This window comes from Adonisia turfae CCMR0081 (genome assembly GCF_011009555.1).
GTDB lineage: Bacteria > Cyanobacteriota > Cyanobacteriia > Phormidesmidales > Phormidesmidaceae > Leptothoe > Leptothoe turfae.
In genome coordinates this window covers 4362568-4378401 of the sequence record NZ_QXHD01000004.1, presented here as the reverse complement: position 1 = coordinate 4378401, position 15834 = coordinate 4362568, and the positions used below count along the sequence as shown (strand labels likewise).

9 protein-coding genes and 1 pseudogene are annotated in these 15834 nt (G+C 48.1%); 7 read left to right on the top strand and 3 right to left on the bottom strand.

The genetic code is table 11. From position 1 onward, the window contains the following. Positions 1–209, bottom strand: a pseudogene (locus DXZ20_RS22860) (histone deacetylase); the annotation flags it as partial. 310 nt (positions 210–519) lie between these two features. Between DXZ20_RS22860 and gyrA the strand changes: the two are divergent. The 5 genes from gyrA to DXZ20_RS22835 all read left to right on the top strand — a co-directional run bounded on the left by gyrA (position 520) and on the right by DXZ20_RS22835 (position 9739). Beyond that, complete coding sequence (gyrA, locus tag DXZ20_RS22855; protein ID WP_163700991.1) at positions 520–3252, top strand: DNA topoisomerase (ATP-hydrolyzing) subunit A; 2733 nt, start codon at positions 520–522, stop codon at positions 3250–3252. Positions 3253–3562: 310 nt separating this feature from the next. Beyond that, a complete protein-coding gene (locus DXZ20_RS22850) occupies positions 3563–5185 on the top strand; it encodes a mechanosensitive ion channel (protein WP_163667271.1) in 1623 nt (540 codons plus the stop codon). A gap of 215 nt (positions 5186–5400) precedes the next feature. Continuing rightward, the gene (locus DXZ20_RS22845; protein WP_163667274.1) at positions 5401–5607 is read left to right on the top strand and encodes a hypothetical protein; all 207 of its coding nucleotides are present in this window, start codon (positions 5401–5403) and stop codon (positions 5605–5607) included. A gap of 35 nt (positions 5608–5642) precedes the next feature. Further along, positions 5643–7820, top strand: a complete 2178-nt coding sequence (gene ppk1, locus DXZ20_RS22840; protein ID WP_163700989.1) for a polyphosphate kinase 1 — start codon at positions 5643–5645, stop codon at positions 7818–7820. Positions 7821–8647: 827 nt separating this feature from the next. Beyond that, positions 8648–9739, top strand: a complete 1092-nt coding sequence (locus DXZ20_RS22835) for a response regulator (RefSeq protein WP_163667279.1) — start codon at positions 8648–8650, stop codon at positions 9737–9739. Positions 9740–9881: 142 nt separating this feature from the next. On the opposite strand, the gene DXZ20_RS22830 is transcribed toward DXZ20_RS22835, so the two are convergent. Beyond that, positions 9882–10832 (bottom strand): ion channel, encoded by a 951-nt coding sequence (locus DXZ20_RS22830; protein WP_250565074.1) that lies wholly within the window; start codon positions 10830–10832, stop codon positions 9882–9884. 563 nt (positions 10833–11395) lie between these two features. Here DXZ20_RS22830 and DXZ20_RS22825 point away from each other — a divergent pair. Together DXZ20_RS22825 and DXZ20_RS22820 are read left to right on the top strand one after the other, a co-directional pair. Next, entirely contained in the window at positions 11396–12253 is an 858-nt protein-coding gene (locus tag DXZ20_RS22825) for a peptidoglycan-binding domain-containing protein (protein WP_163700983.1), read from the top strand. A 171-nt stretch (positions 12254–12424) separates the two neighbouring features. Beyond that, positions 12425–13033: a peptidoglycan-binding domain-containing protein gene (locus tag DXZ20_RS22820; RefSeq protein WP_163667285.1), complete on the top strand. Its 609-nt coding sequence runs from the start codon at positions 12425–12427 to the stop codon at positions 13031–13033. A gap of 60 nt (positions 13034–13093) precedes the next feature. On the opposite strand, the gene DXZ20_RS22815 is transcribed toward DXZ20_RS22820, so the two are convergent. Beyond that, entirely contained in the window at positions 13094–15655 is a 2562-nt protein-coding gene (locus DXZ20_RS22815; protein ID WP_163700980.1) for a DUF3536 domain-containing protein, read from the bottom strand. Positions 15656–15834: the final 179 nt, after the last annotated feature.

Below are 15834 nucleotides of genomic sequence, written 5' to 3'. Positions count from 1 at the left end.
TAGGCCGGATCATGGACAGCATTAATCCAGTCTAGGGGGTTGCGATCGCAGGGTTCTACCCACTCCAACTGGTTGCCCATGGCATGGGCTTTCAAGGCTGTGACCACCGCCGTTAATCGGCCGGCATTTTCAGGATGGCCCGGTCCTGTATCGTGGTCCAAAAAACGGTCGGAATAGATGATGCGAAAGGGGGCAGTGGTGGGTATCACTAATTTTCTCTCCAGAGTCTTTAAAGGCCATTGCAAATTACTTTTTTCGAGAACTCCTTTTATCGGAACATCCCCATGGATAATTCGTGGGGCTAGACAGTGACATAGGATCCACCTCAAACCCCCTTTTTTATTGGGTTACGGTGACCATCAAGAATGCCAGTAATGTGCTAAAATTTTATGCATTCTTAGTGAAAATTTCCCAGGAAAACTTTCCTAAATATCCCTAAATTTGGGACCTTAAAAAACCTGCTAAGAATTTATCAAGTTAGGTATTGTTTTTCCGGCATTTTTGGAGTCTCTTTTCCGTATGAGTAATCCCCAAGAGCGGATTGTATCCACTGATCTGCGCAACGAGATGTCCCGGTCCTACTTAGAATACGCCATGAGCGTCATTGTAGGGCGGGCCTTGCCGGACGCTAGGGATGGTCTAAAGCCCGTACATCGTCGCATTCTCTACGCTATGCACGAATTGGGCTTAACTGCGGATAGACCTTTCCGAAAATGTGCTCGTGTTGTTGGTGAAGTTTTAGGTAAATACCATCCCCACGGTGACACCGCTGTGTACGATGCCCTGGTGCGGATGGCTCAAGACTTTTCCATGCGGGCCCCGTTGATTGATGGCCATGGAAATTTTGGTTCCATCGACAATGATCCGCCAGCGGCCATGCGATATACCGAGTCAAGGTTGCATGCGCTAACCAGTAATGCACTGCTACAAGATATCGAATCCGAGACTGTTGACTTTGCAGATAATTTTGACGGTTCTCAGCAAGAACCCACCGTCATGCCTGCACGGATACCTCAGTTATTGCTAAACGGGTCTTCTGGAATTGCCGTGGGGATGGCGACTAATATTCCTCCCCATAATCTTGGTGAGCTGGTCGATGGCGTGATTGCCCTGATTCAAAATCCTGAAATCACTAGTCAGGAACTGATGCTGAATCATATTCCTGGACCCGATTTCCCCACAGGGGCTCAGATTATTGGCAGCAATGGCATTCGCGATGCTTATTTGACAGGTCGTGGTTCTGTCACCATGCGTGCTGTGGCCACCATTGAGACCATTGAATACCCAGGTCGTCCTGATCGGGAAGCCATTATTGTTACGGAACTGCCCTATCAAACTAACAAGGCTGGTCTGATTGAGAAGATTGCTGAACTCGTTAACGATCGTCGCTTAGACGGCATTTCCGATATCCGTGATGAGAGCGATCGCGACGGCATGCGTATCGTCATCGAACTCAAGCGAGACGCCTATCCTAAGGTGGTGCTCAACAATCTCTATAAGCAAACGCCATTACAGAACAACTTTGGCGTCAACATGTTGGCCTTGGTCAACGGTGAGCCTCAGTTGTTAACACTGCGACAGTTTTTAGAGGTCTTTTTAGAGTTTCGAGTAGAGACAATTACCCGACGGACTCGGTATGAGCTGCGTAAGGCTGAAGAGAGAGACCATATTTTACAGGGATATCTGATTGCCCTGGATAATCTGGATGCGGTGATTGCGCTGATTCGCCATGCCGCCGATGTGGGCACTGCGAAACAGGAACTGATGGAATCCTATGAGCTGTCGTCTGCCCAGGCCGATGCCATCTTGCAGATGCAGCTGCGTCGTCTAACCGCATTGGAAGCTGACAAAATTCAGCAGGAGCATGAAGCTCTCCAGGAGAAAATCGCCGATTTGCGTGATATTTTGGCTCGTCGTGAACGCATTCTGGCCATTATTGAGGAAGAATTACAGCAGCTGCGTAATAACCATGCCAATGAACGGCGCACTGTAATTGAAGCAGCTGAAGACGAGCTGACGGATATTTCTTTAATTGCCAATGAGCAGGTCGTCATTCTGGTGACCGAGCAAGGCTACATCAAGCGTATGCCTGTGTCTACATTTGAGGCGCAGAATCGAGCGACTCGTGGTAAGTCGGGTACGCGGATGAAGGACAATGATGCCATTGAGCACTTCATTACCTGTTGCACCCACGACCATATGCTGTTCTTTACCGATCGGGGTGTGGCCTATACGCTGCGGGCTTATCAGATTCCGGAGGGGTCTCGAGTAGCACGGGGTAACCCAATTGTGCAAATGTTGCCCATTCCTCGGGAAGAGAAAGTGACGTCAGTGCTGGGTGTGCAAGAGTTTGTCGAAGATGTGTACCTGGTTATGCTCACCCAGGGGGGCTTTATCAAAAAGACGGCCCTATCTGCCTTTGGCAATATTCGGGCCAATGGTCTGATTGCTATTTCTCTAGAAGAGGGCGACCAGCTGCGATGGGTCCGCTTAGCCCGCGCTGAAGACAGCATTATTATTGGTTCTCAGCAGGGGATGACAATTCACTTTAGGGCTGACAACGATCAGCTTAGACCCTTGGGACGCCCCACCCGTGGTGTGAAGTCAATGTCTCTGCGGAATGGTGATCGGCTGATTAGCATGGATATCTTGCCTGCGGCGGTTACGGCTCAGGTGGCAGCGTCTGATGTGGATGAGGAGGAGAATGATGCGGCGACTGTGGCCGAAGGAGATTGTGGTCCCTGGGTATTGATTATTGCGGCTGGTGGCTTGGGTAAACGGGTGCCTGTGGATAATTTCCGCCTGCAAAATCGGGCTGGTATGGGCTTGGTGGGTATGAAATTCCGCAAGGAAAATGATGAGCTAGTCGCCCTTCGAATTGTAAACTCCAAGGATGAGCTCATGTTAGTTACCCAACGCGGCATCATCATTCGTCAGGCAATTGATGCCATTTCAATCCAGTCAAGAATGGCAACGGGCGTGCAACTGCAGCGTTTGGATGGCGATGATGCGATCGCGGCGGTAGCTGTTGTGCCTGAGCTGGAGATTGCGGATGATGTCACAGAGGCTGTGATCGCAGAAGATGACGTCCCAGAGGCTGTGATCACAGCGGAGGCTCAAACTGATGAGTCCCCTGAGCCTGGAGATGAGTCTGTAGCTGATGCGGCTGTTAACGATGAATTAGAAGATGCTAATGGCGATGACGCATCTGGTGATGACGCATCTGGTGATGACGCATCTGGTGATGAATAGTCTGAGGAGTCAGTGTCTGGGGATCAGCAATGCCCGGAATAGCCCATGGACTGAGTAGTCTTCCGCATACGTGAAGTAGCAAAAAATGCCTAAAATCGGCTAATTGTTGCTTGACAACCCCAGGAAATCATGAATTATGGGCGGTTGTACCTAGAAATACAGGGGATTTATTACAAAGTCTGCTATTAATGTAGCTTCCGGGAAAAAAAATTGATATTAGGCGCTAACCTATGGGCAAACATGATTTTTTTTGCCCATAGGTTAGCGCCATGTTCGGCACATGTAGATGTTCAGTAGGCAATAGAGAACAATGACTCAACTCCACGGGGTGGTTGGGTTTGACTGGTTAAGTTTGAACCCTACATTCAATCTTGCTCAGACAAATTCGATTACTGAATTTACGAGTAGCATTAGTAATCAGCTGGGTACGTTTTTGCCTGGTTTGTTCGGTGCATTCTTGCTTTTAATTGTGGGCCTGGTGGTTGCCACAATTGCGAAAGCATTTGTTAAGTTTTTGCTCAGTAAAACAAATCTCGACAATCAGCTAGCTAGTAAGGCTGGGTTAGGGAATGATGTCTCTGTCGAGAGCACGGTCGGTAGCGTCGTGTTCTGGGTGGTGATGCTTTTCTTCTTGATCGCCATTTTGAATGCGCTCAAATTGGATTCGGTTTCACAGCCCATTAGCGGTTTATTGCAAACTGTCTTTGAGTATGTGCCTCGTCTTGCAGGTGCAGCTGTCATCCTATTTGTTACTTGGGTGATTGCTAAGGTAGTTAAGTCCGCTGTTGTTAACGGTCTTGGTCGCTTTAACCTGGATGAGCGGTTGTCTGAACAGACGGGCGTTGATTCTGAAGGCAATTCTTTCCAGGTAAACGACACCCTAGGGAATGTCGTTTACTGGTTTATTTTCCTCCTATCTTTGCCGCTGGTACTGAGTGCTCTACAGCTGCCCGGTTTATTAGGTCCTGTTGAAGAGCTGCTCAGCAATTTTCTATCGGCCATTCCTCAGATCATTACCGCCGGTATTGTCTTTGGCATTGGTTGGTTGGTTGCCAATATTGTTAAAGGAATCGTCACCAATCTGCTGATGGCAACGGGGGCCGATAACTTTGGCGCTCGTTTTGGTCTGGCCTCTCGCCCTGATGATGGCACGTCTATTTCTAGCCTGGCGGGTGTTTTGGTTTACACCTTGATCTTGATTCCAGCTGCGATCGCAGCCCTAAATGAGCTTAACATTGAGGCAATTTCTGGGCCTGCCGTGGAGATGTTGGAGCGAGTGCTCTTTATCATTCCTCAGGTACTTGCTGCTGGTGTAGTATTGGTGGTCTTCTACTTCATTGGTCAATTTGTGTCCGATTTAGTGGTGGGTTTACTATCGGGTATCGGCTTTGACAATGTTACTAGCCTGCTTGGTTTCCCTGAACTCACTGAGCCTGAACCTGAAGTGTCTACCTTGGCTGAAGGTGAGCCCATGCCTGCCGTAGAGCCACCTCAAAAAACCCCTTCTGAGATTGTTGGGATAATTGCTCTAGTGGGCATTGTTCTACTCGGTGCAGTGACTGCTACTGAAATTCTTGGTTTTCCCGTTCTAACTGAAATTGTTAGCAATATTCTGGCCGTCTCAGCCCGAGTGCTAACCGGTGTTCTTATCTTTGCCGTTGGCCTATATGCGGCGAACTTAGCCTTCCGTTTGGTTAGCGGTATGGGCATGTCTTCGTCGAATACCCTGGCCCAGACTGCTCGGATTGCCATTATTGCTTTAGTTGGCTCGATGGCTCTACAGCACATTGGTTTGGCCACTAGCATCGTTAATCTGGCCTTTGGTTTATTGTTGGGGGCTGTGGCTGTGGCAATTGCGATCGCCTTTGGTTTGGGTGGACGTGATGTGGCTGCTGAAAACCTGCGTGATTGGGTAAATACCCTGAAGCGTTAATCTGCTCAGGGATACAAGCATCCAAAATACTTGATAGGATGCTAACTTAATTAAAAACCCGCAGAGAGAAGCTAAAGTGCTTCCCCTTCTGCGGGTTTACTCATTAGGACGGTTCACCATAACGAGTCTGGATTTTTCAGTAAGGTAAAGATGGTGTGAAAAAAATATACCTCTGTCAGTGACCTTACCTTACTATTTGCGAGGGCAACAATCCTATGAACAGCCATGAGTTAGCAAAATATATTGAAGCAACTGACGGTATGAGTAAACCTTGGCTGCTTATACAATTACGGCTCAAAAAGCTTCAAGAACGTCGTCATGAGCTATCGGCGGATGACTATGCTAAGCAGGTGGCAGATATCCATGACGACCTCATGAAATTGGGCGAGTGGTGGGTCGGTCGTGAGCGTGATGTTTTCTAGAACAAGTCAGAAATAGACTAGGGATATCTACAAAAATGTTGGATAAAAGCGCTGAGAAAACGGCACCTAAGAGGTCGAAAGATGATGATGTTAATGGCCAAGCTAAAGCAGTATCCTCTGATATTGACTTAACCTCGCCTAACTATTACATCAGTCGAGAATTAAGCTGGCTCTCGTTCAATGAACGAGTGCTCCACGAAGCGCTAGATCCACGTACACCCATGCTAGAGCGGCTAAAGTTCTTAGCGATTTTTAGCAATAATCTAGACGAATTTTTTATGGTGCGCGTGGCGGGGATCAAAAAACAAATTGAAGCCCAGGTCAGTCGTCGTACTGCTGATGGTCGTACCCCTATGGAACATCTGCAAGCCATTGGCAGTAAGCTCAGGCCAACATTTGCTCGGCAACAAGATTGCTTTTTGCAAGTCAGAACTCAGCTCCATGAACACGGCATCTATCTGCTGGACTATGACGATCTCAGCAGCAAGCAAGTGGCTTACCTACAAGCCTATTTCGAAGATCAGATATTTCCGGTATTGACACCACTGGCCGTAGATCCGGGCCATCCCTTTCCCTATATTTCTAATCTGAGTCTCAATCTAGCGGTTGTGGTGCGGGAGGCAGATTCTGAAGAAACTCACTTTGCCCGGATCAAAGTACCTAGGGTTTTACCAAGATTTATCCAACTGCCTAAGTCACAACAACCGAAGGGCGCACTCTGGGCTGCTATACCCCTAGAACAAGTGATTGGCCAAAACCTCGCGTTCCTTTTCCCTGGCATGGTAATCGAAGACTATTACACGTTTCGCATTACCCGTAATGCCGATTTGTTCGTGGAAGAGGATGATGCTGATGATTTAATGTTGGCGCTGGAGCAAGAACTGCGTAAGCGTCGTCTGGGAGGTTCCCTAGTACGTATAGAACTCCAGGTAAATACGTCTCCTGAGGTACGTGCCACCTTGCTTTCAGAGATGGATTTGACCGAGGACGATATTTATGACGTCGAAGGTCTTATTGGTCTAGGTGATTTGATGAAATTAATTGGATTACCTCTGCCAGAGTTGAAAGATCCTGACTGGAATGCTGTGATTCCTTTGCCATGGCACCGCATCAACCATGATGAGACCGACGGTGAAGGCGATGATGTATTTTCAATTATTCGCCGTCGCGATCGTCTAGTTCATCATCCCTATACTTCATTTGCGGCCACCGTTCAGCAATTTATTACTCAGGCGGCAACTGATCCGGATGTGCTAACGATTAAAATGACGCTTTATCGCACATCCGGAGATTCTCCCATAATCAATGCGCTGATTTCAGCAGCTGAAAATGGGAAACAAGTTGTTGCCTTAGTAGAGCTAAAAGCTCGTTTTGATGAAGAAAACAACATTAACTGGGCTCGTACCCTAGAAAAAGCGGGAGTACATGTGGTTTATGGGCTCTTAGGTCTGAAAACCCACACTAAAGTTGCCCTTGTTGTGCGTAAAGAACACGATGGCATCCGTCGTTATGTTCATATCGGCACTGGCAATTACAACCCTAAGACCGCCCGGATGTACACAGATCTGGGCCTGCTGAGCTGTAGTGAAGATCTGGGTGCAGACTTAACCGATCTCTTTAACTACCTGACGGGATACTCGCGACAAAAAGCGTATCGTCAGCTGCTGATTGCACCCATTACTTTGCGAGAGCGCATGCTGGCATTAATTCATCAGGAAACTGCCCATGGTGATAAGGGGCGCATCATTGCCAAGATGAATTCTCTTGTAGACCCCGGTATTATCCAGGCTCTCTACCAGGCATCTCAAACGGGGGTAAGTATCGACCTGATTGTGCGGGGTGTCTGTTGTTTAACGCCTGGTGTCAAAGCTGTGAGCGAAAATATTCGAGTCATTAGTATTATTGGACGATTTTTAGAGCACTCTCGTATTTTTTACTTTCAGAATGATGGCAATGAGCAGTTTTACATTGGTAGTGCCGATTGGATGCCCCGCAACTTAGATCGCCGAGTTGAAGCTGTGACACCGATTCTAGCCCCGCATTTACGCCGAGAGCTGAGCAATATTTTGGATATTTGTCTTGCCGACAATCGTCAGGCTTGGGAGATGCAGTCAGACGGGACCTATGTGCAGCGTCAGCCGCAACCCAAGGAGGTAGAAAAGAGTACCCATCAATGTTTGATGGAGCAGGCTAGAGGTGTCAAGGTCTACTAAGATTCTCTGCGGAGTTGTTCTCCTTGGTCAAATATACCGATGTTTGTGAGACAGTTCGGCGGACACTTTCATGGCTGTTGAAGGAATATGTCCATGACACCTTGCTAGAAATGCACTTTTATCAGCAAAAGTGCGTATAAATATGGACTGAAAAGACCTGGTTGGTGGCTGGGTATTCTGTTAGAAAAGAGCCATCTACCTACGTATGTTTGGAAGTCTGTATATGAGGTTTACTGTAATTTTAAGGAACCGTTCAAATGCCTGAGCCTTCTAAAAACTAAGTCTTACATTGGATGTGATCTAAGCATGGCATCATTAAAAATACGATTTACGTACATATCCGGAAGGTGCATCAATTGAAACATCAAATTTTAAAATTTGATTTATATAAACTGCTAAGGCAAAACATATAAACTTTCGACCAGTTCCTACGAAAATACTTGCATTTCTAAAACAGTTGATTGAAATTAGTCAATATAACCGTGAAATGAATCGTTCAAGCTTGTGTTCTTCGATTGTCGTTAAGTTCAATTTGAAAGAAACTCTAGGAAAATACAGATTCTGTGCCTGGATCAGCTTGAGCTTAATTTCAATATAGGTGTATCTACTTAGTTGTTAATTACTTCTCATCTTTATTTATATCAAGAGAGTGCAAGGCAATTAATTTCTTTTTAATTGCTTGGATAACGACACCAGGAAGAGACTGCAATTTCGATATTGTCACGACTGTATCGAATCTGTTTCCACTAGTCCTTAAGTCATCATCCATCGCTGCTCTATCTGATTTTTACCCCTTCGAATACCGTTCTTTGACCGGAACTCTTCCCATGGTTTTAGCAGGCACTATTACACAAAAAACATTACATCCGCTCACGTTGCTAGCTCAGCTTGTCGGGCGTCAAGTGAGTGGCGAACTCTTGGTGGTTTCCAATGATGTTCGTTGGTCTCTATGGCTACAGCGGGGTAAGCTCCTGTTTGCAACGAGTTCTCAGAATGGATTCGATGCACTGAGATTTGAAGGACGCCAGCTGTTTCCTGACGCAATTTCCGATTTGGTTCTAGCCCAGCTGCAGCTCTACCATCGGCAATATACGCACCAGGGCAATGATTTGACTGCTGACTATCGAGCTATTCGTTGGCTCGTAGAGCAAGAGCACATCACTTTTGACCAAGCAGGGCAGTTTATTCGTGCTTTGGCAGTGACTACAGTCACATCGCTACTAAGGGTTAGCCGAGGCAGCTATGAGGTTAATAACTTTAGCAATATTGTTGATTACCCAGCTTTTTGTACGCTAGATATTCGTACATTGGTTGAGCAATGTCATCAAGAGGCAGAAACCTTTTCATCCAAGCGGAATACGCCACCTCCTGTTAAACAACAGGAGGTCGTTATGCCTGAGCCAGGAAACGTTATTGATCAACTGGTTCAGCCAAAGAGTGATATTGATACCCTGCTCAATCAGGCGTCGTCTTCCAGCACATTTGGGTCCTCTTTACAGGTACTGAGCCCTGATACGTTTAATCCTGCTCAAATGGTTGCAGGGGGTGGATCTCCTTCGTATCAGCTCGTTTGTATTGATTCTGATAGCCAATCCTTGCGGGAGCTGAGAGAGTTTCTAGAAGACACGGTCTTTTCCATTACATCAGTGGATGACGTGGCTACAGCCGTAGCAGACCTGGCAAAGTGTCAGCCTGATTTGATTATGCTGACCACCGCGATGGAAGGTTTGGACGGATTTGACCTATGCTCTCACCTGCGTCGGCATCCCCAGTATAAGGATGTACCGATTATTCTGATGGCTAGGAAAGCCAACCTTATTGGCCGTATTCGCGCCAAACTGTGTGGTGCTTCCTTTTATATCAGTAAGCCTATCAATCGTACAAAGCTGATGGTGAAGCTTTTCACCCTGCTGGTTTAGGCAAAAGCGTTGTAATGGAACCATAAGGGGGTCCCAGGTTAAAAATCAGAGTATTAAGGCCAGAGGGCATCAACAACAATGATGTCCTCTGGCCCTTTACTGTGAGGGGGCAAATCTTCAGGTATCAGGGGCACCTATTGGTTTAATGGGATGTCCAGCTGGTGAGTTGCTCTTGAGGATTTCGATGGGCTGTACTATGTTGTTCCACGGGCTCAATCGAGTGAAAATGATTGTAGTCCACGACAGAGCGACCTTTATCATTGGTTGAAATAATATCTACGAACTTATGATTCCAGTAGATGTCGTATGCACTGAAAGAGTGGCGTGCGTGGATTGTCTGGGATAAAGTTTCATCTAAACCGGTGAGGGTAACAATAATCTCAGCTCGGTTTTGGCGTAATGTTTCTGGGGTTTCACCATAGAATGGGCTATCGCTGGTCAGGCGGTGCATGGCGGTCCAGGAGAGGCTAAATACGGGTGTATGGGAACGGACCAGGGGGAGATCGTGGAAGCGGCGAATGTACTCACCTTCTTCAGTGGTTTCATCCCGAACGAGGGTAACCCACAGCTGCGCCTCTAGTATGTAGTTACGGCGCTCATTGGCAGTGCGAAACATCAATGTGGGGACGCCATTAAAGGGGGCTACCACTGCGACACGACTATATAGAATTCGAGCGGTGGGCAGGGAGAAGCGGGCAAATACCAGCCCCGTAGTGACCGCGATGAAAAACACACCAAAAATTGCCTCGATCACCACTAGCCAGTGGGTGTATGTACTGGTGGGGTACATGGCACCGTAGCCGATGGAGGCCATGGTCTGAACGCTGAAGAAAAATAAGTCCTGAAAGTGACCATCTCGAATGTTTGCGATCGCATTCGCATCCAGACCATAGGCCATGGCAAACAGACTATTCACCAGTAGATAGCAACCGCTGACCAGCATGATAAAAGCCGGCCAGGAAATGGTCAGTAAGATGTGATAGAGGTCTCCCCAATGGGAATGGGTTACCCCAATCCGCTCAATATTGGGGTAACGTTGTTCTCGGTACAGCAGTAGCCGTCTTGAGGCACGACGAAGTCGAGGTTTTAGCATACGGTCTTAGCGAGATAGGACTAGGAGGACATCAGGATTTGTTACAGCCAGATACGACAAACATAGGGCATGGGACAACTACAGCCACATGTCGCAGGTTGAACAATATGGGTTAGCCCTATTTGCTGTAAGAATGCCAGGCTGGAACCAGGTTTTATTAGAGGTAACAGCTGGAAAATATGAGCATTGATGGCAAGCGCTTAAGCCAATTAAAATAGCTCAATCCGGAATGTGTTACAAATTTTCACGCTTTGTTTCCGCTTATTGTAGCTAAAACCGATTGCTTTCCCAGTATTCGTTTATCGATTGGTTCTAATCTTAGGACAAAACACCTGAAACCATAGGTGGGTGTCCAAGGATCACACCAAGGCAAAATTGCCCCCATACCAGCTTTAAATAGCTGATATTTTTACGTAATTATGCGTGCTGATATTGACGAAGGCTTATATTCCTTAGGCAGGTGATTTAATAGACATATCGCGCATATCGGAGAAAATCTGGGCGTAATTTCACTTAGCCGGATGTTGTATTTGTTAGAAATGATGACATTAGGACAACAAGCCATGAGCGTTTCGGTTTTTTTGCCCACCATTCGTCATACTGCTCGCCTCAGTGTCAAGCTGCTTGTGGGTGTCTGGTTGTTAAGCTGTGTGCCTTCTATGGCGCAGATTCCAACCCGATTTGATGGGTCTGTTTTAATTGCCCAAAGTCGGCTCCGTCTTCGGGAAGGCGATCGGGGCCCTGCTGTGCTAGAGCTACAGCGACAGCTAGACAGTATCGGGTTGTTTCCTGTTGCCATCAATGGCGTATATGGTCCAGCCACTACCCAAGCAGTACGACAGTTCCAACGTATTCGCCGTCTCGATGTGACCGGCATTGCTGATGCGGAAACCTTAGATTTGCTCGGGGTTGACCTGTCGCGTTTACCTGTCGGCCTATCCCATCCTGTGCACGGGGCAATTAGTTCTGATCGCATTACGCCTGCTTCCAGTCGAGACGATGTGCGAATTCTACAGCGAGTACTCAGAACCTTTGGCTTCAATCTGGAGGCAGATGGTGTTTATGGCGCTCAGACTGAGCAAGCGATCAGAACCTACGAGCGAACAGCAGATCTACCGGTTGATGGCATTGCCGATCGAACCACCTTGATCGATATGGGATTTAGCGCCGGTACTACTGGGGACAGCTCTATTCGTGATGCTGACAGTAGTCGGTCTCCTCGGGGACGTTATGTTGCCGCGATTATTGCCGGCCCATCTCAGCTAAGTAAGGTTCAAGAAGATTTTCCCAATGCCACGGTGGAGCGGAATAATCTAGGCGAATATATCAGCATTGGACGCTTTTTCGACCAGTCCGATGCTGGTACTTGGGCTGATTTCGCCAGTGACCTTGGTTATGACGCACGGGTGCTGCGGGATTAAATGGGAGTGATTGCCACGCTAATCAGTACAATTTCGGTGATCATCCGCTAATATATACGCCATCCAGCTGAGCGGGACTGATATCCACTGAGCTGGCATGAGCGTATATGGCTGAGCAGCTGTTTGTACGCTGAGTTAGCATCTGTCGCATTATAGTCAGGGATTATTGTGATGCCTAAGTTACTGACAGCTGTCGTCGTTAGCAGTATTTTTCTACTTCTAGGGTCGCCTGGTAATGCTCAGCAGCGCTTACCACCCCCACCAGGACCACCGCCACTGCCTAGTCCTAGTGGGGTGCCTCGGTCCGTGACGACACCTTCCCTTGGGCCGGGTGATTCGGGCGAGGCCGTCGCTGCATTGCAACAAGCTTTGAATCGTAACGGGATTGAAACAGGTCCGGTCGATGGTGCCTATGGCCCCATGACCCAGGCTGCTGTGGCAGAGTTTCAGCAGCTGTACGATTTGCCGGTGACCGGTGTGGCTGGCCCACAAACCCTCGATATCCTGGGGCTCAACCCCAATACAGTTGATGTGGTCGTAGAAGATGGTCGCAATGGTGGCAATGAGCAGGGAGATGATACGCCCTATGTGGCTGCCGTTATCGAGTCACGTAGAAAGTTAGGACAAGTTCAACAATCCTTTGGCAATGCCACCATAGACTATGTACGTCAGGGTGAGTTTATTAACATTGGGCGTTATGGCAGTCATGCTGATGCGGTTGCCCGAGTGCGGGAAGCTCGCCGATTAGGATTTGAAGCTCGCGTGCTTTATCAGCGATAAAGCCTTTATCAGCGATAAAGGCTGCGATAAAGGCTGGGTAAGCTCCCTCCGGGCTTGATTCTACGCTGATTCTACGATGCCCAGTGCCTGTCCTAGGCTGGGTATGGGCGGGCATTGTTGTACGTAGTTGTAATACACCTCCTGGGATCGCTCTAAATTGAGATTGAGTCCCAAGTTAGTTCCCAAGACAATTAATCGTTTAATGCCTTGAATAGCAATTGGATTGACGGCGAGGGTACAGGCTTGATGCGTCGCATCAGTTTCAATCTGCAATGTTTGACGTAGAGCTTGTAAGATTAAGCCCTCTAAAATCGGTGTCGCTTGGGGTAGGGTGAGGTGACATCGCAAATGATTGGCTTCAATAGCGATACCCTCTAGCTCCCCTAGATAGCCTGTGCTGATGGCTAAAATGTGTTCGTCAATATCACTAAGGTCTTGTTCTAAACGTCGTAAAACGTCGATAACACGGTGGCTAAGGGTGATTTCGGCAGCTACCTGTAGTTCTCGGGGAACATCCATGCTTTCCCGATGAAAAGCCATGAGCACGCCATAGTTTTCCCGATAAATTTGGGTATACAGCTGGTTAAGCTGATCCAAGGTATTTTGGCTCAGCAGCTGCATAATGTGCTGTCGTTCTTCACTAAACAGCTGTTGTAAGTTAAAGGTGTACTCTCCAAACTGAGTCTGGATGGCATCAATTGTCTGGACAATGCTGCCCTGGGCAAAAATTCTGAGTACGGCTTCTTTAGCCCGGGCATAGGCAATTCGATTTTTGAAGGGGCGAATGCCACACAGGAATTCTTGGCCCCCTAGATGACATACGGCAAAGGTATAACAGCCCTTTGCCTGGGTGATTTCTGACACAATGGTCACCTGACCCAGGGCTAGGGTGAGGGCTCCCATGGTCTGTTTTTGATAGTCCTGGTGCGTTAGCGTATGGCAGTACAGACGCTGTTCGCGGTGATAGGTGTGAAACAAGGAGGACATTGCGTAGTGGGCCACCACCTGCTCGACACTGATGCGGGCAGGGCGTACCTGGGCTCGATAAACCCCAGCACCATCCCTAAATAGGGGGATATTGCTGGGGGCCAGGGCTAGCTTGGCAATAAAGTCTTCTTCTAGCGACTCACCGCAGATTTCTTCCGCTAGTTCAATGGCACGGGCTGCGTAACGGAGCACCTGGGTGCCTTCTGGACGGGAAATTTCTTCAAAGAACCAACCACAGCTGGTATACATCAGCATGGCATGGCGCTGCATCTCTAAGAGAGACAAAGCATCTGTGCGTTCAACCTGTGTCAGCTCATGGTGCTGATGTTTGGCGAAAAATTGTTCGATGGTGAGGGGGGTGCGATCGCAAATAATATTGATATAGCTATCCCGTGCCGCCCAAGCATCCTTAAACAGATCTTCCCCAGTAATTTCGTAAATCTCGATCAGCTCATCCCTCAGCCAATCTAGGGCCTGACGCAATGGGGCACGCCATTGTTGGTGCCACTCACCACCGCCACCGCAGCCACAGTCACTTTGCCAGCGCTCCACACCGTGGGCACAGCTCCAAGCCGTGACCGGTTTCAGTTCCAACTCCCAGGTGGGGGGAAATAGGCTGAGATACCGGGCATAGCTAATGACATTCCAACCCCGATCCATAAACTCATGTTGCAGAGCATAGGCTAAGGCACGTTCTGCCCCACCACGGTGGTGACCAAAGGTTTCTCCATCGGTGGCGACGGAAATTAACTGAGCCCCTTTGCGCTCGCCACGAATGGCCTGGCCGATGCGGTCAGCAAAGGACTGGGACGATTGCAAAATATCACTAAAGCCCATGTCCCCAGAAATCGGCCCGTCGTAGACAAAAATATCAATGTAGTTTTGCCCTGCCGGTAAACCTGGCACAAAACAGCGATAGGGACGGGTGGGATCAATCTGGCCGCCACCCACCTGATGCCATTCTCCGGCGGCCTGATCCCCAGTTGCCATCTGACGACAACGCTGTACCTGGGACGGAGCCACAATGGTGAACTTAATGCCCTCTTGGATTAAGACCCGCAGTGTATCTTGATCAATCGCTGTCTCCGCCAGCCACATGCCTTCGGGATCACGATTAAATCGCTTACGAAAATCTGCAATGCCCCATCGCACCTGGGTGAGCTTGTCACGTTCGTTGGCCAGGGGCAGAATGATGTGGTTATAGACTTGGGCAATGGCATTACCGTGGCCGTTATTGCGATCGCAACTACGTTTATCAGCGGCCAAAATTTGTCGGTATGTTTCAATATCGTGGCGAGCTAGCCAGCTCATCAGCGTAGGGCCAATATTAAAACTAATAAACTCATAGTTGTTGATAATTTGCAGTATCTGGCCCTGGTGATCCATGATGCGGGCAAATGCATTAGGGCGATAGGACTCACGCAAAATCCGTTCATTCCAATCATGGAAAGGGGCTGCACCTGACTGTCGCTCAACTACTTCTAGTGAGGGATTCTCTCGAGGCGGCTGATAAAAGTGCCCATGAACACATACATATACTTCAGACGAGGGCACCTCAGATGAAAGTACCTCAGACGACGGCATCAACCCTTGATTATCAGAGAATGATGTCGTCACAGAATGGAAATTAACCATGTTATGTGACACTGCACTATAGACAAAAATCTTCTAAAAAGAGACTGGCGATAGACTTTCCCTGGGATTCACCATATCCAGAGTGATTAGCCTTGAAAACTCAGCCTACATACACTAGCTAGAGTAATCGCCTGCTACGATATCAGGACCATGTATAGTCCAATGACACTCTAACGAAG